Below are 19,910 nucleotides of genomic sequence, written 5' to 3' on the forward strand. Positions count from 1 at the left end.
GCACCCGGGAGCGCGGAACGACTCAGACGGAGGCGAGCTCGCGGTCGGCGTCGCGCACGCGGATGGCGCGGTTGACGGCCGAGACCACGGCCTTGAGCGAGGCCGTCGAGATGTCGCCGTCGATGCCCACTCCCCACAGCCGGTTGCCGTCGACCTGCAGCTCCACGTAGGCCGCGGCCTGCGCGTCGCCCGAGGCGCTCAGCGTGTGCTCCACGTAGTCGTAGAGCTTGACGTCGACCCCCTGTGCGCTCATGACGTTGAGGAACGCGGCGATCGGGCCGTTGCCCGTGGCGGCGGTCTCGATGACCTCCTCGCCGATCCGCAGCTCGACCTCGAGCGAGACGGAGCCCGACAGGTCGCTCGCGGTGCGGGTGCGGGTGAGCTCGAAGCGGCCCCACTTCTCCTCGGCGCGGTCGGCAGGGGCCGGCAGGTACTCGTCCTGGAACACGGTCCAGATCTGCTCGCTCGTGACCTCGCCGCCCTCGGCATCCGTCTTGGCCTGCACGACGCCCGAGAACTCGATCTGCAGCTTGCGCGGCAGGTCGAGCGCGTGGTCGGTCTTCAGCAGGTAGGCCACGCCGCCCTTGCCGGACTGCGAGTTGACGCGGATGACGGCCTCGTAGGAGCGCCCCAGATCCTTCGGATCGATCGGCAGGTAGGGAACGGCCCAGACCAGGTCGTCGACGTGCTTGCCCTGAGCGGCCGCATCGGCCGCCATGGCCTCGAAGCCCTTCTTGATCGCATCCTGGTGCGATCCGCTGAACGCGGTGTAGACGAGGTCGCCGGCCCAGGGGCTCCGCTCGTGCACCTTGAGCTGGTTGCAGTACTCGGCCGTGCGGCGCACCTCGTCGAGGTCGCTGAAGTCGATCTGCGGGTCGATGCCCTGCGTGAACAGGTTGATGCCGAGCGCCACCAGGTCGACGTTGCCGGTGCGCTCACCGTTGCCGAACAGGCATCCCTCGATGCGGTCGGCACCGGCCAGGTAGCCGAGCTCGGCGGCGGCCACCGCGGTGCCCCGGTCGTTGTGCGGGTGCAGCGAGATGATCACGTTCTCGCGGTTCTGGATGTGCCGGCCCATCCACTCGATCGAGTCGGCGTAGACGTTGGGGGTGGCCATCTCGACGGTCGAGGGCAGGTTGACGATGACCTTGCGGTCGGGGGTCGGCTCGAAGACCTCGAGCACCTGGTTCACGATGTCGACCGCGAACTCGAGCTCGGTGCCCGTGTAGCTCTCGGGCGAGTACTCGTAGTAGACGTCGGTCTCGGGGATGGTCTTCTCGGCGGCACGGCACAGGCGCGCGCCCTCGAGGGCGATGTCGATGATGCCCTGCTTGTCGGTGCGGAACACGACGTCGCGCTGCAGGATGCTCGTGGAGTTGTACAGGTGCACGATCGCCTGCTTCGCGCCCTTGATCGACTCGTAGGTGCGGTTGATCAGGTGCTCGCGCGCCTGGGTGAGCACCTGGATGGTGACGTCATCCGGAATGGCGCCCTCCTCGATGAGGGACCGCACGAAGTCGAAGTCGGTCTGCGAGGCGCTCGGGAAGCCGACCTCGATCTCCTTGTAGCCCATGCGCACGAGCAGGTCGAACATGATGCGCTTGCGCTCGGGGCTCATCGGATCGATGAGCGCCTGGTTGCCGTCGCGCAGGTCGACGGCGCACCAGCGCGGTGCCTCGGTGATGCGCTTCGTGGGCCAGGTGCGGTCGGGCAGATCGACGGCGATCTGCTCGTGGTAGGGCCGGTACTTGTGGATCGGCATGGCAGAAGCTGCCTGATTGTTCTTCATCGGTGCGTTCCCTCGTGAGAATTGGTGGTGGTCAGCCGACAGCGAACTCCGCGACGAGGGAGGCCTGGAACTAGGACTCGTCGCGGCAGCTAAGAAGAAGCAGACCGAACAGCACGGGATCAGCCTAGCCCACGCACCGCGGCAGTCGAGGATGAATCCAGGGAAGCCCCCTAGTCTTGAGCCACCTACAGGAGGCACGACATGGCTGCGACGAGCGAATCGACCACCGTCTGGCACGGCGACCTGGTGAGCGGAGCGGGCACCGTGACGCTCGACAGCTCCGGGGCCGCGAGCATGGCCGTCAACTGGAAGGCCCGTGCGGAGGGCACCTCGGGGGCGGGAGCCGTCTCGACGCCCGAGGAGCTGCTGGGCGCCGCCCACTCCGCGTGCTTCTCGATGGCCTTCTCGAACGCCCTCGCGAAGGCGGGCACTCCCCCGGAGTCGTTGCAGACCACAGCCGCTGTCACCTTCGACCCCGCCGAGGGCATCACGGGCAGCCACCTGCTGGTGAGCGCCATCGTGCCCGGCATCGACGAGGCCGACTTCCAGCGCATCGCCGAGGAGGCGAAGGCCGACTGCCCGGTCTCCCGCGCGCTGGCCGGCATCCCCATCACTCTGGAAGCGAGCCTGGCATGACCAAGACCGTCCTCATCGCCGGCGGATCCGGCTTCATCGGCACCGAGCTCGCGTCGCAGCTGCGGGCGGAGGGGCACACCGTGCTCATCCTCGTGCGGCGGCCGGCCCGGAGCGCCACCGAACGCAGCTGGGATCCCGAGGCGCGCTGGCTCAAGACCTCGATCCTCGACGGCGTCGACGCCGTCATCAACCTCTCGGGCGCCTCCATCTCGCGCCTTCCGTGGACTCTGCCGTACAAGAAGGAGATCCTGCAGTCGAGGCTGCAGGCCACCTCCACCCTCACCGAGGCGATCCTCCGCGCCGACTCGCCTCCCGAGGTGTTCCTGAGCGGTTCCGCCGTGGGCTTCTACGGCGACCGACCCGGCGAGAAGCTCACCGAGTCCTCGCCCGTGGGCACCGGCTTCCTGGCGAAGGTCACCGACGCCTGGGAGAAGGCGGCGGCTCCTGCCGCCGAGGCCACCCGGCTCGTGACCCTCCGCACCGGTCTCGTGATCGGCACGGGCGGAGGCGCGCTCAAGCCCCTCGCCCTGCTCGCCAAGCTCGGCCTCGCGGGGCCGCTGGGCTCCGGCGAGCAGATCTGGCCCTGGGTGAGCCTGCGCGACGAGGCGGCCGCCATCCGTCATCTGCTCACGTCGACGCTCGCGGGTCCCGTCAACCTCGTGGGGCCCGAGCCCGTGGCCGCCTCCGTGGTGGGGCGCGAGCTGGCCGAGGAGCTGCATCGGCCGTTCTGGCTGCCGGCACCCGCGTGGGCGCTCAAGGCCGCCCTGGCCGACGCGGGTCGCGATCTGCTGCTCGCGGATCAGGACGTGTCGAGCCAGAAGCTCATGATGGACGGCTTCACGTTCGCCGACCAGACGATCGACGACGCGCTCGCCCGCATCTAGAGCTCAGGTGCGCGGTGCGGGCGGCTCGCCGCCGAGCCTGCGCGTGTCGCGCTCGAGGGCCATGGCCGTCACGAGGGCGCGTCTGGCCCTCCGGCGGTCACCGGACGCGTCGTAGGCGAGGCCGAGCCTGAACCACGCGCGCCAGTTCGTCTCGTCGCGCTCCACCTCGTCGCGGTAGGTGCCGAACTCCTCGTCGGCGGCCTCGCGGAGCGGGCGACCGCTCGCTCGCTTGGGCAGGTCGTCCACGGGCAGTTCGCCCTCGCGATCGAGCTGCTCCACGAGCTTCTGGGTGCGCACGCCGAACATCAGCTCGCGAGCCAGTGCCCACGCGCCCACGGCGGGCAGCACGATGAGCGCGATGCCGATCACGATGGCGATCGGCTCCCCCGTGAGCACGAACATGACGGCCCGCTGCCCCACGAGCACGATGTAGACCGCGAGCAGCACGGCCATCACGAGGGCGGCGACGCGACCCTTCACGGGGTCACGCTCGTGGCGGTCGCCGCCTGGCCGGAGACGTTCTCCGGCACCACGGGAGCCGCCACCACGGCATCGCTCTCCGCCGCACGGGCCCGACTGCCGTCGAGGTCGAGCAGCGAGTCGAGGCCCACCGTCACCCCGCGCATCACGGAGGCGGCCTTGAGCGCCACTCCGATTCCCGCGGCGTAGGCCGTGGGCGCGATCGTCTCGTGCGAGATCGTGAGCACCTCGCCCGTGCCGCCGAACACCACGTCCTGCTTCGCCACCACGCCCGTGAGGCGCAGGCTGTGGATGGGGATGCTCGAGACCTGCTGGCCGCGTGCTCGCTGGTCGGTGTGCGGGGCCGAGACCGGCCCGAGAGCCTTGCGGGCCGCGCCCATGAGCTCGGCGGTGCGCACGGCGGTGCCCGAGGGCGAGTCGACCTTCGTGGCGGCGTGGGCCTCCACGATCTCGATCGAGTCGTAGAAGCGCGCGGCCATCGAGGAGAACATGGTGGCGAGCACCGACCCGAGCGAGAAGTTCGGCACCACGAGCACACCGCTCTGGGGCGTCTCGCCGAGCGCCCGACGGAGGCTCTGGATGCGATCCGCCGACCAGCCCGAGGTGCCCACGAGCACCTGACGGCCGTTCGCCACGGCGAACTCCACGACCTTCTGGCTCACCCCCGGCACCGTCACGTCGACCACGAGATCGGCGGCGAGCATCTCCTCGAGCGGGCTCCGCGAGTCGAGCGAGGCCACAAGCTCGAACTCCGGCGACTCCTCCACGATGCCGGAGATCAGCCGGCCCATCTTGCCCGTTGCGCCGACCACGGCCACCTTGGTAGTCATGAGCCCAATCTACCGGCGATATCGTGGGCCGGGTCGCCCGCACGGGGCTGTTCCTGGGGCGTTCTAGGCTTGAGGCATGCAGATCCACCCCGGCGACGTCACCGCCCCCACCGAGCGCCGCCTGCTCGACGACTACTTCGCGTTCCGGGCCGCCGCCTTCCCGCTCGAGTTCGGGGACTACACGGTGAGCTATCCGCCGGCCGAGGGCTACTCGGGCACGAACGGTCTCTTCCTCGTGGTGGACGACGACGAGGGTGCGGCCGTGGGATGCGGCGGGCTGCGACTGCTGCCCTCCCCCGGTGAGAGCGTGGTGCGCTACGAGGTGAAGCACGTGTGGCTGACCCCCGAGGCGCGCGGCCACGGCTGGGCACGCGAACTCATGCTGGAGTTCGAACGTCGGGCGCGGGAATTCGGCGCCACGGAACTCGTGCTCGACACCCACCACACGCTCGAGGGCGCCGCCAGGCTCTACGACCGGCTCGGCTACGAGAGCGTGCCGCCGTACAACGACAACCCCAACGCCACCCGGTGGTACCGCAAGGCGCTGAGCGCGTGACCGGCGGCCCTGCGAGCTGCGCTCAGTAGGGCTGCGGGTCGTTCATGCCCGTGCGGAGCTCCACGGGCAGGTGCCCGAGGTCGTTGTAGGCCACGAGCTCGGGCTGTCGCCCCGACTTGAAGCGGATGATGGTGAGACCGCAGTGGGCCTGGTTGAGTCCGGCCCACCGCCACTCTGGCGCATCCATGGCCTCGCGCACGAACCACGCGATCACGAAGTTGTGCGTGATCAGGAGGTCGTGGGTGGTGTCGCGGGCCGGTGTGAGGAACTCGGCCACCGCATCCGACATCTGGGCCTGGCCCGCCTCGAGCTCGGCCTCGGTGACCGAGTTGAAGTAGGCCTCGAAGGCATGCGGCATCTGCGGCGAGTAGCCGGAGGGCACGCAGTCGAAGAGCAGCGCGCTGGGCTGCGGATCGAGGGCCGGCAGGTGCTCGGACATGATGTGCGCGGTCTGCTCGGCGCGCTGCAGCGGGGAGTGCCACACGTTGTCGAACGGCACTCCGCCGAGCCGGTCGGCCACGAGGCGGGCCTGGCGCTGGCCGCGCGGCGAGAGCGGGCCGTCGGCCACGCCGTGCTCGGCGTCGAGCTGCTCGCCGTGGCGCACGAGGTAGAGGGTGTGGGCCATCAGACGGCCGCCGGCTGGGCTTCGGGTGCCTGGGCTCCGGGCGCGGTGGTTCGGGATGCGTGCGCGGCGGCGAGCTGCGCGAACGCATCCGCGTCGATCGGGCCGACCGCGGCGATGCCGGAGGGGCCGGAGACGAGCTCGCGGGCGAGCTGCTGCACATCGTCGCGCGTGACGGCGGTGAGGCGGCGCACGCTCTCGTCGAGGTCCACGAACTCGCCGAGGGTGAGCTCCGCCCGGCCGAGGCGCGACATGCGGGTGTCGCTGTCCTCGAGGGCGAGAGCGGCGGAGCCGGAGAGCTGGCCGTGCGCCCTGGCGAGCTCGTCGGCGGTGATGCCGTGGTCGGCGAGCCGGTGCAGCTCGGCGGTCATGAGCTCGGCCACGGTGCCCTCGCGGCCCGGAGTGCAGCCCGCGTACATCGTGAACAGTCCCGCATCCGAGTAGCTGGCCGCGTAGGAGTAGACCGAGTAGGCGAGGCCGCGCTTCTCCCGGATCTCCTGGAACAGTCGCGACGACATGCCGCCGCCGAAGACGGAGTTGAGCACGGCCATGGTGGTGCGGCGGTCGTCGCCGGCCACGATGCCGGGCATGCCGATCATCACGCTGGCCTGCTCGGTGGGCTTCGTGACCACGGTGACGGGGGCGACGGACGTGGCCGTCCACGGGGTGACGGATCGGCGGGGGCGCGGTGCGGCGGGGATGTCGAGGTCCCAGCCGGAGAGACGCAGCGAGGCTTCGACCGAGCGCACGATCTCATCGTGGTCCACGGCGCCCGCGGCCGAGACGATGAGGTCGTTCGGCCGGTAGCCGGCCACGTAGTGCTGCCACACGGCGTCGCGGGTCACGGCGCGGATGGCGGCGGGGGTGCCGCCCACGGGCCGGCCGAGCGGATGCCCGGCGAGCACGGCCTCGAAGAGCGTCTCGCCCACGAGGTCGCCGGCGTCGTCCTCGGCCATGGCGAGCTCCTCGAGGATCACGCCGCGCTCGTTCTCGAACTCGACGGGATCGAGGAGGGAGGAGGTCACCATGTCGGAGAGCACGTCGATGGCCATCGGGAGGTCGGCGTCGCGCACCTTGGCGTAGTAGCAGGTGTACTCCTTGCTCGTGACGGCGTTGTGCTCGCCACCCACGGAGTCGAAGGCGATCGCGATGTCGAGGGCCGTGCGAGAGGGAGTGCCCTTGAAGAGCAGGTGCTCGAGGAAGTGCGTCGATCCGTGCCGAGAAGGCATGCCGTCGACCGCACCGAGCTCGTCGCGCGATCCGGCACCGATCCAGTACCCGATGGTCGCACTCCGGCTGCCGGGGATGTGCTCCGTGAGCACCCGCACCCCGCTCGGCAGAACGGTTCGCCTCACCACCCCCTCGGCAGCACTGCCGATCGAGAGTTCCGGAACATCAAGAGGAAGAGGTACGGCACCGTTAGACATCTGTGTCAGTTTAACCGCGCCGCCGCCTCTGCGGCGCGGGCGACATGCGGTGCCGGTGTCGTTCGACGTCGCTGCGCGGCGTCGCCCGGCACCGGTACCGCCCTGGGTACAGGAAAAAGGCCTGTCGCGTGGTCCGCACTGCGGCTCCCTGGGTAGTGGATGTGAATCCGCCTTACCCAGAGGCCGCAGAGGATCGAACCACGCAACAGGCCTTTCTCGACGACCCAAGGTGAAGGGGCGGCCGCGAAGCGACCACCCCTTCACATGTCGCGCGGCGCCGGGCAGGGACCGGCGCCGTCCGGGGACGGCGCGCGAAGCACGTCGCCCCCGGCAGCTAACACAGCGTGACTAGCCCTCTGCGGGGGCTTCCGGGCCCTCACTGGCGGCGCTGGAGCCATCGGTGTCGCCCGTCTCCGCCAGCACCGGGGCCAGCGACAGCTTGCCGCGGTCGTCGGTCTTGGTGATCTCGACGAGGATCTTCTGGCCCACGGCGAGCACGTCTTCGACGTTCTCAACACGCTTGCCACCGGCGAGCTTGCGCACCTCGGAGATGTGCAGCAGGCCGTCCTTGCCGGGGAGCAGCGACACGAACGCGCCGAACGTGGCGATCTTCACGACGGTTCCGAGGAACTGCTCGCCGATCTCCGGGTTCTGCGGGTTCGCGATGGCGTTGACCTGCGCACGCGCGGCCTCGGCCGAGGGGCCGTCGACGGCGCCGATGTACACGGTGCCGTCCTCCTCGATGGAGATGTCGGCGCCGGTCTCGTCCTGGATCGCGTTGATCGTCTTGCCCTTCGGGCCGATCAGCTCGCCGATCTTGTCAACGGGGATCTGCACCGAGATGACGCGGGGCGCGGTCGGGGCCATCTCGTCGGGAGCGTCGATCGCCGAGTTCAGCACGGCGAGGATCGCGTCGCGCGCGGCCTTCGCCTGCTTCAGGGCGCCATCCAGAACAGACGTCGGGATGCCGTCGAGCTTGGTGTCGAGCTGGATCGCGGTGATGAACTCGGCGGTACCTGCGACCTTGAAGTCCATGTCGCCGAGCGCGTCTTCTGCACCGAGGATGTCGGTGAGCGCCGCGTAGCGGGTCTCGCCGTCGACCTCGTCCGAGACCAGGCCCATGGCGATGCCGGCGACCGGGGCGCGCAGCGGCACTCCGGCGTTGAGCAGCGACAGGGTCGAGGCGCAGACGGAGCCCATCGAGGTGGAGCCGTTCGACCCGAGGGCCTCGGACACCTGACGGATGGCGTAGGGGAACTCGTCGCGCGCGGGCAGCACCGGCACGAGGGCGCGCTCGGCGAGGAAGCCGTGCCCGATCTCGCGACGCTTCGGGGTGCCCACACGGCCGGTCTCACCGGTCGAGTAGGGCGGGAAGTTGTAGTGGTGCAGGTAGCGCTTGTGCGTGATCGGGCTCAGCGAGTCGATCTGCTGCTCCATCTTGAGCATGTTCAGCGTGGTGACGCCCAGGATCTGGGTCTCACCGCGCTGGAAGATGGCGGAGCCGTGCACGCGCGGGATGACAGCGACCTCGGCGTCGAGCGGCCGGATGTCGGCCAGTCCACGACCGTCGATGCGCACGCCGTCCTTGAGGATGCGACCACGCACGACGGCCTTGGTGACCGACTTGTAGGCGGCCGAGACCGTCGGCAGGATGTCGGCGTCGAGCTCGCCCGCGTCGACCTTCGCGGCGATGGCGGCCTTGACGCGGTCCTTGAGGGCATCGTCGGCGTTCTGGCGCTCGATCTTGTCGGCGACCTGGTAGATGCCCACCAGCTCGTCGTAGGCGAGCTCGGCGACGGCGTCGTAGGCGGCCTGGGTGTAGGGCAGGAACACGGGGTACTCGCGCACCGCCTTGTTGGCCTGCTGGGCCATCGAGGCCTGAGCCTCGACGAGCTGCTTGATGAAGGGCTTCGATGCCTCGAGGCCCTCGGCCACGACGGCCTCGTTGGGCTTCGTGGCGCCGGCCTTGATGAGGTTCCAGGAACCTTCGGTGGCTTCGGCCTCGACCATCATGATCGCGACGTCCTGCGATCCGTCCGCTGCGGTCACGACGCGACCGGCGACGACGATGTCGAAGACGGCCTCCTCGAGCTGCGAGTGCTTCGGGAACGCGATCCACTGGTCGGCCTCGGTGCCGTAACCGGGCATGAGCGCGAGGCGCACCGCACCGATCGGGCCCGAGAACGGGATGCCGGAGATCTGCGACGACGCGGAGGCGGCGTTGATGGCGAGCGAGTCGTAGAACTCGTCGGGGGCGATCGACAGCACGGTGATGACGACCTGGACCTCGTTGCGGAGGCCGTTGACGAACGACGGGCGCAGCGGCCGGTCGATCAGACGGCAGACCAGGATCGCCTCGGTGGAGGGGCGGCCCTCGCGGCGGAAGAACGATCCGGGGATCTTGCCGGCAGCGTAGGAGCGCTCCTCGACATCGATCGTCAGCGGGAAGAAGTCGAAGTTGTCTTTCGGGTGCTTCGACACGCTCGTGGCGGACAGAAGCATGGTGTCTTCGTCGAGGTACGCGGCGACGGCGCCCTGAGCCTGCTGCGCAAGGCGGCCGGTCTCGAAGCGGACGGTGCGGGTGCCGTACTTGCCGTTGTCGAGAACGGCTTCGGCGAATTTGATTTCAGGACCTTCCAAGAGGTCTTTCTCCTTTGTTTAGCGTCGCGGCCCCGTGTGGGCATGCGACTCCTCGCGTGGGAGCAGGCGGAATAGCAGGGATTTATCCGTTCCCTGAACGTGTGTGTCGAAGGGCGTATGTGCTGGCCACCAGTAGAAGAACTCCGGGTGCACCACGTGCGCCGGAAACCCACCACCGAGGACCAGCTACCTGCCAGCCTGCTCTCAACCCTCTCACCCTACCAGCCGCAGGGCGGATACCCGAGGAACGCTCGCGCTAAGCGGACGTGTCCATCTGGGGAGGCAGCAGGATCTCCACCCGGAACGGCCTCGACTCCCCCACGATCCGCACGGGCACGAGCGCCGCTGCACCGCGCTCGGCGAGCGGCCGCAGCCGCCTTTCGAGGTCCGCCTCGAGCTCGGGCGGCACGAAGCCGACCCGGTAGACGGTGCCTCCGTCGGAGACGAGGTCCACGGCCACCTGGAGTCGCCTGCCCAGCCAGACGCTCGCATCCGGAGTCAGCACGCCCCGCGGTTCGCCGGCCGACTTCGCCCTCGCCGCCTCGATGGCCGACTGCCGCCGCTCGGACTGCAGCACCCGCACCGTGCGCTGCTCGGCCTCACCCGAGGTCAGCGGCACGAGCTCGACGCCCTCGACGGATCGCAGGGTGTTCTCGCTGTCCCGCCCGCCGGGCCGCACGAGCGGCACGATCAGCAGTGCGGCCGCCGCGACCGCCACCACGAGCAGCGCACCCACGACCAACGCCCCGATGAGGCCCCACCCGGCCCGCACGATCGAGCCGGCGACGATCGCGAGCAGCAGCACGAGGCCGAAGAGGAACGCCTCCCAGCGCCAGAGGGGCTTGCGGCGGGGCGAGGAGTTCATGCCCCCAGTCAATCAGTCGGTGACGGGCCCCGCGTACGTGAGCAGGGTGCGGTAGGGCGACTGCGACTCCACCTGCCACTCCCGGCGCGCCGCGATGCCGAGCTCGGCGGTGGTGTAGCTGCGGCGGATGGAGATGAGCCCGTCCTCGCGGATGAACGAGCCGCGGAAGAACGCCACCGTGAGCGCCTCGAACGCGAGGTACGCGCCCGGACTGCGGCGGATGTCGCTGTGGATCGAGAGCCGGCGGCTGAGCAGCTCGCAGTCGATCAGCAGGTCGGTGAGCTCGAGCGCCGTGAGGTGGTGCAGCACGTGGTTGGAGATCACGAAGTCGAAGCGCTGGGCCCGCTCCACGAGCTGACTGCTGAGGGCGCGGAGGAAGATGACGCCGTGGGGATTGGGCACGGTCTCGGCGAAGTCGAGCGCACGAGGATCCGGGTCGATCGCCGCCACCTGCAACTGGAGGCCGTCGGCGGCCGCCCACCGCGCGAGCGCCCTGGCGATGTCGCCTCCGCCGCAGCCCACGTCGAGGAGCGTCGAGAGCGTGTCGCGCGACAGCTGGGGGCGGATGCGCTGCCGGTAGGTGTCGCGCCAGCCGGAGATGAGCCGGTTGACGGTGGCGAACTGCTCGTAGGTGCGGGTCAGGAGGGCCGGATCGGCGGCGGGGTCGTCCATGCGTTCGCGCAGGTCGACCGCGCGACGGCTGAGATCGGGGACGCCGACCACTCAGACCGCCTCCGCCACCGTGAAGAGGCCGGTCTCGACGGTGAGACCCGGGCCGAAGGCCATGGCGCAGACGCGCTCACGGCGGGCGGCGCTGCCCTCCGCGCCTTGCTCGGCAGAGGCATCGGCCAGGATGCGCTCGAGCACGAAGAGGATGGTGGCGCTCGACATGTTGCCGTACTGCCGCAGCACCTGGCGGGAGGGCTCGAGCTGGGTGTCGCTCAGGGCGAGCTTCGACTGCACGCGGTCGAGGATGCTGCGCCCGCCCGGGTGGATGGCCCAGCGCTCGACGGCGCTCGTGGGGGTGCCCTGGAGGAGGGGTTCGAGGGCGCCGGTGATGTGCTCGTCTATGATCTTCGGCACGTAGGTGCTGAGGATCATCTCGAAGCCGTGGTCGCCGATCGTCCAGGCCATGGCCTCCTCGCCCGTCGGGGTGAGGGTGGTGGCGAACGCGTCGAGCTCGAGCACGGCACGGGTGCGGTCGGCTCCGGGGACGTCGACTCCGGGCCGTGCCTCGCGCCCCGACACGATCGCGGCCGCCGCGCCGTCGGCGAACACGGATGACGCCACGATCTGATCGGGGTCGCTCGACGAGCGCACGTGCAGGGTGCACAGCTCGACACTCACCACGAGCACCACGGCCTCGGCATCCGCCTCGCAGAAGGCCTTCGCCATCTTGAGGGCCGGGAACGCCGCGTAGCAGCCCATGAAGCCCACGTGGAAGCGCTGCACCCCGGGGTCGAGGCCCAGCTGGCGCACGAGCACGTAGTCGGGGCCGGGCGAGAAGAATCCCGTGCACGAGACGGTGATGACGTGCGTCACGTCGGCCGCACCGAACTCGGGTGAAGCATCGAGGGCGGCGCGGGCCGCCTCGACCGAGAGCGCTGCGGCCTCGACGGTGTACAGCTCGTTGCGGTGGCGGGTGCTGGGGTGCAGCAGGACCCGGGATGCGGGGTCGATGAACCCGATGCCGGGCGCCCCGCCCTCCGACCGGTGATCCTGCTCGCCGTTGCTGCCGTTGCTGTCGTTGCTGTCGTGCTCGCTTGCGTCGTCGGGCTCGGCCGTGGCCGCGGCGAAGTCCGTGACGACGGTGTGCCTGGTCTCGATGCCGGAGGCGTCGAACGAGGTGGCGACGAGCCGCTCGCCCAGCCGGCCGAGGCCGGGCTGGGCGGCGAACAAGTCGCGCACACGCTGCTGCCGGATGACCGTGGGGGGAACGGCGGTCCTGATGGTTCGCACGCTCACAGCCATAGGCCCACTGTAGGCACGATCGATGGCTACCGCGCTGTGTAGCCTCCGGCGGGGCTGAAGCCGGCGGCGAGAGCGAACGGGTCGTGCACCTCGCTCGAGCGCGTCGACACCGCGACGGCGTCGGCGAGCTCCGTGGCGGCCCGGCGGATGCGGTCGGGCAGGGTCGCCAAGCCGTCTCCGGCGGTGCCCAATCCCCAGTCCTCCGACGCGGCGAAGACGCTCGTGGGCAGCACGGGTGCTCGCAGGTAGCTGAAGAGCGGACGCACGGCGTGGTCGAGCGCGAGCGAGTGGCGGGGCGTGCCGCCGGTCGCCGCGATCAGCACGGGGAGGCCGGTCAGCGCCGTCTTGTCGACCACGTCGAAGAACGACTTGAACAGGCCGCTGTAGCTCGCAGTGAAGATCGGCGTCACGGCGATGAGCCCGTCGGCCTGGGTGACGGCGTCGACGGCCTGCTGCAGCTTCGCGCTCGGGAAGCCGGTGAGGAGGTTGTTCGTGATGTCGTGCGCGAGGTCGCGCAGCTCGATCACGGTCACCTCGACCTCGATGCCGCGGCCGGCCAGGTCGCCCACCGCCGCCTCGGTGAGGCGGTCGGCGAGCAGCCTGGTGGAGGAGGGCTGGCTGAGGCCGGCGCTGAGGGCGACGACCCTCTTGATGGACACCGCAGTGTTCAGGGACTCCACGGTCAGACCCCCTGGCGCACGCGGGCGGCTTCGGCGGCGACCGACGACTGGGCGCCGGCGTCCTGCACGATCTTTGCGGCCTCGCGGGCCGCCATCCGCTCGATCTCGGACTGGTGCGTGGGGCCGTCCGGCACATGGGCGGGGCGCTTGGCGTCGAGCTCCTTGCGGAGCACGGGCACCACGAGCTCGCCGAGCATGTCGAGCTGCTCGAGCACGGTCTTGAGCGGCAGGCCGGCGTGGTCCATGAGGAACAGCTGGCGCTGGTAGTCGCCGAAGTGCTCGCGGAACGTGAGGGTGCGGTCGATCACCTGCTGCGGGCTGCCCACCGTGAGCGGGGTCTGCTCGGTGAAGTCCTCGAGGCTCGGGCCGTGGCCGTAGACGGGCGCGTTGTCGAAGTACGGGCGGAACTGCTTCACCGCGTCCTGCGAGTTCTTGGCCATGAAGACCTGGCCGCCGAGGCCCACGAAGGCCTGGTCGGCGGTGCCGTGGCCGTAGTGCTCGAAGCGCTGACGGTAGAACGAGATGAGGCGCTGGAAGTGCTCCTTGGGCCAGAAGATGTGGTTCGCGAAGAAGCCGTCGCCGTAGTAGGCGGCCTGCTCGGCGATCTCGGGGCTGCGGATGGAGCCGTGCCACACGAAGGGGGCGACGCCATCGAGCGGGCGCGGTGTGCTCGTGAAGCCCTGCAGCGGGGTGCGGAACTGACCCTCCCAGTCCACGACGTCCTCGTCCCAGAGGCGGCGGAGCAGGGCGTAGTTCTCGATCGCGAGCGGGATGCCCTGGCGGATGTCCTTGCCGAACCACGGGTAGACGGGGCCGGTGTTGCCGCGGCCCATCGTGAGGTCGACTCGGCCGTCGGCGACGTGCTGGAGCATGGCGAAGTCCTCGGCGATCTTCACCGGGTCGTTCGTGGTGATGAGCGTGACCGCGGTGCTGAGCAGCAGCTTCTCGGTCTTGGCGGCGATGTAGCCGAGCATCGTGGTGGGGCTGGAGGGAACGAAGGGCTCGTTGTGGTGCTCGCCGAGCGCGAACACGTCGAGGCCAACCTCCTCGGCCTTCTGCGCGATGGTCAGGATGGCCTTGATGCGCTCGTTCTCGGTGGGGGTGGTGTTGTTCGTGGGGTCCGTGGTGATGTCCCCGACGCTGAAGATTCCGAACTGCATCTCGACTCCTTAGATCAATGCGTTTGCATAGATAACGCCGTGCGTCGCAGTCTATTCCCGGGATGCGAAAAGGCCGCCATCCCGAAGGATGACGGCCTTTCCTGACGTCTGAGAACTAGCGACGCAGACCGAGGCGCTCGATGAGCGAGCGGTAGCGGTCGATGTCGATGTCCTGGAGGTAGCCCAGGAGGCGGCGGCGCTGGCCCACGAGCAGCAGCAGACCACGACGCGAGTGGTGGTCGTGCTTGTGCTCCTTGAGGTGCTCGGTGAGATCCTTGATGCGACGGGTCAGCATGGCGACCTGCACTTCGGGGGATCCGGTGTCACCGGGGTGGGTAGCGTACTCGTCGATGATCGCCTTCTTGACGTCTGATTCGAGTGCCATAGATGGGATCCCCTTTCTCTCGTTGCGCGGTGCCGGTCAGCCTGATGCTGCGGCTCTCTTTATCCGCGGCCGTTCTCACGGCAACCTGACGACTCTACCAGAAACACCCCCGTAACGATGCCCCGCGAGACGGTGTGTACGCATTGGCTATCTGAGCTTGCCTCATCTATCATCCGGTCATGCGCGTGCTCTCTGTCATCGTCTCGGCTCTCCTCATCGCTACCCAGCTCGTGGGTACCTCGGCCGAAGGTGTGCCGGCCGACGGGTTGTTCTCAGACCCGTCGGTGTCGGCCGACGGTCGGTTCGTGGCGTTCTCCTCCGACTCCTACGGCCTCACCCCGATCTCGCCCCGGAACGCGCCTCAGGTGTACGTGAAGGACACCGTGACCGGCGCGGTCACCCTCGTCTCCACGCGCGCGGGCGATCCGTGGCTCGCCGGATCCGGGTCGTCGCTCGATCCGTCGATCTCCGCCGACGGTCGGTTCGTGGCGTTCACGTCGTTCGCCACCGATCTCGATCCGACCGTGGCCGTCGTCGGGTATCGGCCCCAGATCTATGTGCGGGACCTCGCGAGCGGCGGAACGACCAAGATGCTCAGTGCCGATCACACGGGCACGACGAGCGGCAACGGTCGCTCCGAGAGCCCCGCGATCTCGGCGGACGGTCGGAGTGTGGCGTTCCACTCCACCTCGACCGACCTCGTGGATCGCGTGCTGCCGTCGGAGGTTCAGGTCTACGTCGCCGACGTCTCGGCTACGCCAGGCACGTCCACGGCTGTCGTGAGTCTGCAGGACTATCTGCGCTACCCCACACCCGAACTGGCCAACGGTGCGTCGTTCGACCCGTCGATCTCGGCGGACGGGCAGCGGATCTCGTTCACCTCCGTCGCCGAGAACCTGGTAGCGGACCGCCTTCCCGCCGGTCGCCAGCAGGTCTTCGTGCACTCGCGAGCGGATGGCAGCACGCGGCTGGTGAGCCAGGACCGGTCCGGTTCGGGCGGCGGGGATGGGAATTCGGTGGGGTCGACGATCTCGGCGGACGGCTCGACCGTGGCCTTCTCGTCGGCCGCGACCAATGTGACGTCCATTCCCATAACCAACGCGGCGAACGCGTACCAGATCCTCGTGCGTCGGCTCGATCGGGTGGGTGCTGTGCTGGCGAGCGCGGCTCGGCGCACTGGCGCTGGTGGTGATGGGGCCTCGGGGAGTCCGTCTCTGTCGAGTGACGGTCGGTTCGTGGCGTTCGAGTCGTCGGCGTCCGATCTCGCTCTCGTGCGCTCGGGCTCGACGCAGGTGTACGTGCGAGACCTGATGCTCGCGCGCACGCAACTGGTGAGCGGCGTCTCCGCTGACCCGCTGGACGGCGGAGGGCTTCCGAGCCAGGATGCGGTGATCTCGGCGTCCGGCCGGTCCGTGACGTTCGTCTCGCGAGCGGCGGGTCTGTCCTCCATCGAGGTGCCCGACTCCTCGCCACGGGTCTACCAGCGCCCCGTACCGGGGCCGGGTGTCGAGCGACTGGGCGGAGCCGACCGCTTCGAGGTGTCGGCGAGCGTCTCCGCCCGCACCTTCCCTCCGGGCGTCGATGTCGCTTACGTGGCGACGGGAGCCACCTACGCCGATGCGCTCTCGGGAGGCGCGGCGGCCGGTGTCGAGGATGCTCCCGTGCTGCTTGTGCGTCGAGGTGACATCCCCGCCGCGGTGCAGGCCGAGCTGACACGCCTCGAGCCCGCACGGATCGTGATCCTGGGTGGAACGGCATCCGTCGACGACTCGGTGGAACGGGCTCTCGGAGCGTTCTCGCCGACCGTGACCCGGCTGGGTGGAGCTGACAGGTACGAGGTGTCGGCAGCGGTGTCGCGGGAGACCTTCGCCACAGGGTCACCCGTGGCCTACATCGCGTCGGGTCAGGTCTTCCCCGATGCGCTCTCCGGGTCGGCGGTGGCGGGCAGGCAGGGCGGGCCCGTGCTGCTCGTGACTCGCGATGGCGTTCCCCCGGCGGTGCAAGCCGAACTGGCACGGCTCGCTCCCGCGAAGGTCGTGGTGCTCGGCGGGCCCGCCTCGGTCTCGGATGCCGTGGTCGCCACCGTGGGAGGCGCCCGCATCGGGGGCGCCGACCGCTACGAGGTGTCGGCCGCGCTCACGGCGGGCACCTCCGCACCACCCGTGCACACGGTCTTCGTGGCGTCGGGAGCAGTGTTCCCCGATGCGCTCTCCGGATCCGCCGCCGCCGTGGTGAACGGCTCCCCCGTGCTCCTGGTGCGACGCGACGAGATCCCCGCCGCGGTCGCCGCCCAGCTCGACCGTCTCGATCCGCACCGGATCGTGGTGCTCGGAGGGCCGGACACCGTCTCCGAGGCCACAGTGACGGCTCTCGAGGCATACGTCACGCCATGACGAGTGGGCGGAGGTCGCGGGCGCTGGCGCGGACACCTCCGTAACATCCGGGTCACCGATTCGGAGGGAGATCGGGAAGAGAGGATCATGGTGATGCGTTGGGAACGCGGTACGACGACGCGGAACGGAACCAGGAACCATGACGAACACCACCCCTCTCGGCACCCTCAGTGCAGACACCCTCCCCGTGCTCGACCTGTCGCGGCTCGGTCGCGGCGGCGCGGAGGCGGACGCGTTCCGCCGTGAGCTGCGCGAGGCCACACACGAGTACGGCTTCTTCTACCTCGTGGGTCACGGCGTGCCCGACGAGCTGATCGAGCGCGTCGTGGGCACCGCTCGCCGCTTCTTCGACCTCCCCGAGGCCGACAAGCTCGCCATCGAGAACCTCAAGAGCCCGCACTTCCGCGGTTACACCCGCGTGGGCGGCGAGCTCACCCAGGGCAAGGTCGACTGGCGCGAGCAGATCGACATCGGCGTGGAGCGCGAGCCCGTGGAGCTCACCGCCGAGACCCCTGACTACATGCGGCTCGACGGCCCGAACCAGTGGCCGGCCGCGCTCCCCGAGCTCCAGCAGACCGTGGCCGAGTGGTACGACGAGCTCAACCGTGTGGCCCTCACCCTGCTGCGCGCCTGGGCGATCTCGCTCGGCGCTGCAGAGGACGTGTTCGACGAGGCCTTCGCCGAGCGCCCCTCCACCCTCATCAAGATCGTGCGCTACCCCGGCAAGAGCGACCCGGAGCCCAAGCAGGGCGTGGGCGCCCACAAGGATTCCGGCGTGCTCACCCTGCTGCTCGTGGAGCCGGGCAAGGCGGGCCTGCAGGTGGAGAAGGACGGCGAGTGGATCGACGCTCCCCCGCTCGACGGCGCCTTCGTGGTGAACATCGGCGAGCTGCTCGAGGTGGCGACCGACGGCTACCTCAAGGCCACCGTGCACCGCGTGATCTCTCCGCGGATCGGTGACGACCGCATCTCGATCCCGTTCTTCTACGCCCCCGCGCTCGACTCCACGGTTCCGCTCATCACGCTGCCGGCCGAGCTGCAGGCCGATGCGCGCGGCATCACGGTCGATCCGAGCAACCCGATCTTCACCACCTACGGCGAGAACTCGCTCAAGAGCCGCCTGCGCGCGCACCCCGACGTGGCGGCCATCCACCACTCGGACCTGGTGGAGCAGAACGCCGCCGCAGCCGCCCAGAACTCCCGAGCGTGAGCGCGGGAGATGGCGGTGAACCGACGTCGCCGGGCGGATCGGGCACGACCGGCGGCGCTCCGGCGCCGGTGAAGCGCCGCAACCACTTCGCCGACCTCACCCCGCTCAAGGCCAGCCCCGCCTTCGCGCGCCTCTGGGCCGGCCAGGCCATCTCCGGCATCGGCAGCCAGATGACCATCGTGGCTGTGGGCCTCGACGTCTACCGCCTCACCGACTCCACACTCGCCGTCTCGGGCGTCGCCCTCTTCGCGCTGCTCCCCATGATCATCGCCGGTCTCTACGGCGGCATGCTCGCGGATGCGTTCGACCGCCGCAAGGTCGCGCTCCTCGCGGCCATCGTGGCCTGGATCTCCACGGGCACCCTCGCCGCTCTCGCCTGGTCGGGCGCCGACAGCGTGCCGGCGCTGTACACGCTGGCCACGGTGAATGCGGTGGCCGCCACCGTCATCCAGGCCACCCGGTCCGCGATCTACCCGCGCATCCTGCCCCGCGAGCTGCTGCCCGCCGCCGCGGCGCTCAACGGCATCACGATCGGTCTCATGGTGACGCTCGGCCCCGCACTCGCGGGCGTGCTCGTGGCCACGGTGGGCTTCGGCTGGACCTACTCCATCGACGTCGTGCTCTTCGCGGCCGCCTTCCTGGGCATCGCGAGCCTGCCGAAGATCCTGCCCGAGGGGCAGGTGCACCGGCCGGGGCTCGCGTCGCTCAAGCAGGGCTTCGCCTTCCTGCGCCAGGCCCCCAACATCCGCGCGCAGTTCCTGGTCGACATCGCGGCCATGACCTTCGGACAGCCGCGCGTGCTCTTCCCGGCCATCGGTGCGCTCATCCTGGGCGGCGGGCCCATCACGGTGGGCATCCTCACCGCCGCGTCGGCGGTGGGCACGATGCTCGCGAGCATCTTCTCGGGGCGACTCGGCGGCGTGCGCTGGCAGGGCAGGGCCATCGCCCGCGCCGTGCAGGCGTACGGGGTGTTCGTGGTGCTGTTCGGCGTCGTGATCCTCGTGGCGACGGTCTCCGGATCCGCGTCCCCCGTGAGCCTCGACTTCGCCGACGCGAACCTGCCTGCGCTCCTCCTGGCCTCGCTCGCCCTCGTGGGCACGGGCGCGGCGGACGAGATCAGCGCCATCTTCCGCACCACCATGATGCAGACGGCCGTGCCCGACAACATGCGCGGTCGCCTGCAGGGCGTCTTCACGGTGGTGGTGGCGGGCGGCCCGCGCGTGGGCGACCTCTACGTCGGCGTGCTCTCGGTGTTCGCGGCCCTCTGGTTCCCACCGCTCCTGGGTGGCCTCGTGATCGTGGCCCTAGCCGCCCTCATCCTCCGCCTCGTCCCCACCTTCCGCGCCTACGACGCCCTGGCCCCCCGCCCCTGAGGCGGGCGG

The 19,910-nt window shown here is 69.8% G+C and carries 18 protein-coding genes; 6 read left to right on the top strand and 12 right to left on the bottom strand.

Features of this window, described 5'->3' with window-relative positions:
- Positions 1-22: 22 nt before the first annotated feature.
- Positions 23-1,789 carry a 2-isopropylmalate synthase gene (gene leuA / locus ACEXQC_RS03825; protein WP_374818541.1) on the bottom strand — a complete coding sequence of 589 codons (1,767 nt, stop codon included), beginning with the start codon at positions 1,787-1,789 and terminating at the stop codon, positions 23-25.
- Between the two features lie 201 nt (positions 1,790-1,990).
- On the opposite strand from leuA, the gene ACEXQC_RS03830 reads away from it, so the two are divergent.
- Complete coding sequence (locus tag ACEXQC_RS03830) at positions 1,991-2,425, top strand: OsmC family peroxiredoxin (protein ID WP_374818543.1); 435 nt, start codon at positions 1,991-1,993, stop codon at positions 2,423-2,425.
- A complete protein-coding gene (locus ACEXQC_RS03835; RefSeq protein ID WP_374818545.1) occupies positions 2,422-3,309 on the top strand; it encodes a TIGR01777 family oxidoreductase in 888 nt (295 codons plus the stop codon). Before ACEXQC_RS03830 ends, ACEXQC_RS03835 begins: the two co-directional genes overlap by 4 nt.
- 3 nt (positions 3,310-3,312) lie before the next feature.
- Here the strand turns inward: ACEXQC_RS03835 and ACEXQC_RS03840 are convergent, their stop codons facing one another.
- Both ACEXQC_RS03840 and dapB read right to left on the bottom strand, forming a co-directional pair.
- Positions 3,313-3,789, bottom strand: a complete 477-nt coding sequence (locus ACEXQC_RS03840) for a hypothetical protein (protein ID WP_374818548.1) — start codon at positions 3,787-3,789, stop codon at positions 3,313-3,315.
- Positions 3,786-4,619 carry a 4-hydroxy-tetrahydrodipicolinate reductase gene (dapB, locus tag ACEXQC_RS03845; RefSeq protein WP_374818551.1) on the bottom strand — a complete coding sequence of 278 codons (834 nt, stop codon included), beginning with the start codon at positions 4,617-4,619 and terminating at the stop codon, positions 3,786-3,788. Before dapB ends, ACEXQC_RS03840 begins: the two co-directional genes overlap by 4 nt.
- A 76-nt stretch (positions 4,620-4,695) precedes the next feature.
- Between dapB and ACEXQC_RS03850 the strand changes: the two genes are divergently transcribed.
- Entirely contained in the window at positions 4,696-5,175 is a 480-nt protein-coding gene (locus ACEXQC_RS03850) for a GNAT family N-acetyltransferase (RefSeq protein ID WP_374818554.1), read from the top strand.
- A gap of 22 nt (positions 5,176-5,197) precedes the next feature.
- Here ACEXQC_RS03850 and ACEXQC_RS03855 read toward each other — a convergent pair whose 3' ends face one another.
- From ACEXQC_RS03855 to rpsO, 9 genes are all read right to left on the bottom strand, one after another.
- Positions 5,198-5,800: a histidine phosphatase family protein gene (locus tag ACEXQC_RS03855; RefSeq protein WP_374818557.1), complete on the bottom strand. Its 603-nt coding sequence runs from the start codon at positions 5,798-5,800 to the stop codon at positions 5,198-5,200.
- The gene (locus ACEXQC_RS03860; RefSeq protein ID WP_374818559.1) at positions 5,800-7,224 is read right to left on the bottom strand and encodes a M16 family metallopeptidase; all 1,425 of its coding nucleotides are present in this window, start codon (positions 7,222-7,224) and stop codon (positions 5,800-5,802) included. The genes ACEXQC_RS03855 and ACEXQC_RS03860 overlap by 1 nt, the downstream gene beginning before the upstream one ends.
- 348 nt (positions 7,225-7,572) lie before the next feature.
- Positions 7,573-9,864, bottom strand: a complete 2,292-nt coding sequence (locus ACEXQC_RS03865) for a polyribonucleotide nucleotidyltransferase (protein WP_374818562.1) — start codon at positions 9,862-9,864, stop codon at positions 7,573-7,575.
- Positions 9,865-10,120: 256 nt separating this feature from the next.
- Positions 10,121-10,729, bottom strand: coding sequence for a hypothetical protein (locus tag ACEXQC_RS03870; RefSeq protein ID WP_374818565.1), 609 nt, complete (start codon positions 10,727-10,729; stop codon positions 10,121-10,123).
- 12 nt (positions 10,730-10,741) lie between these two features.
- Complete coding sequence (locus ACEXQC_RS03875; protein WP_374818568.1) at positions 10,742-11,452, bottom strand: methyltransferase domain-containing protein; 711 nt, start codon at positions 11,450-11,452, stop codon at positions 10,742-10,744.
- On the bottom strand, positions 11,453-12,700 hold the full coding sequence (locus tag ACEXQC_RS03880) for a type III polyketide synthase (protein ID WP_374818570.1): 1,248 nt from the start codon (positions 12,698-12,700) through the stop codon (positions 11,453-11,455).
- Positions 12,701-12,726: 26 nt separating this feature from the next.
- A complete protein-coding gene (locus tag ACEXQC_RS03885; RefSeq protein ID WP_374818573.1) occupies positions 12,727-13,359 on the bottom strand; it encodes an FMN reductase in 633 nt (210 codons plus the stop codon).
- Between the two features lie 23 nt (positions 13,360-13,382).
- A complete protein-coding gene (locus ACEXQC_RS03890; RefSeq protein ID WP_374818576.1) occupies positions 13,383-14,540 on the bottom strand; it encodes an LLM class flavin-dependent oxidoreductase in 1,158 nt (385 codons plus the stop codon).
- A gap of 115 nt (positions 14,541-14,655) precedes the next feature.
- The gene (gene rpsO, locus ACEXQC_RS03895) at positions 14,656-14,925 is read right to left on the bottom strand and encodes a 30S ribosomal protein S15 (RefSeq protein WP_374818579.1); all 270 of its coding nucleotides are present in this window, start codon (positions 14,923-14,925) and stop codon (positions 14,656-14,658) included.
- Between the two features lie 179 nt (positions 14,926-15,104).
- Here rpsO and ACEXQC_RS03900 point away from each other — a divergent pair, with 179 nt between their 5' ends.
- From ACEXQC_RS03900 to ACEXQC_RS03910, 3 genes are all read left to right on the top strand, one after another.
- Positions 15,105-17,318, top strand: a complete 2,214-nt coding sequence (locus ACEXQC_RS03900; protein WP_374818582.1) for a cell wall-binding repeat-containing protein — start codon at positions 15,105-15,107, stop codon at positions 17,316-17,318.
- Between the two features lie 139 nt (positions 17,319-17,457).
- Positions 17,458-18,528 carry an isopenicillin N synthase family dioxygenase gene (locus ACEXQC_RS03905; protein ID WP_374818585.1) on the top strand — a complete coding sequence of 357 codons (1,071 nt, stop codon included), beginning with the start codon at positions 17,458-17,460 and terminating at the stop codon, positions 18,526-18,528.
- Positions 18,525-19,901, top strand: a complete 1,377-nt coding sequence (locus ACEXQC_RS03910; protein ID WP_374818588.1) for an MFS transporter — start codon at positions 18,525-18,527, stop codon at positions 19,899-19,901. The genes ACEXQC_RS03905 and ACEXQC_RS03910 overlap by 4 nt, the downstream gene beginning before the upstream one ends.
- Positions 19,902-19,910 lie beyond the last annotated feature (9 nt).

The sequence above is a fragment of the Herbiconiux liukaitaii genome (assembly GCF_041927495.1).
GTDB lineage: Bacteria > Actinomycetota > Actinomycetes > Actinomycetales > Microbacteriaceae > Herbiconiux > Herbiconiux liukaitaii.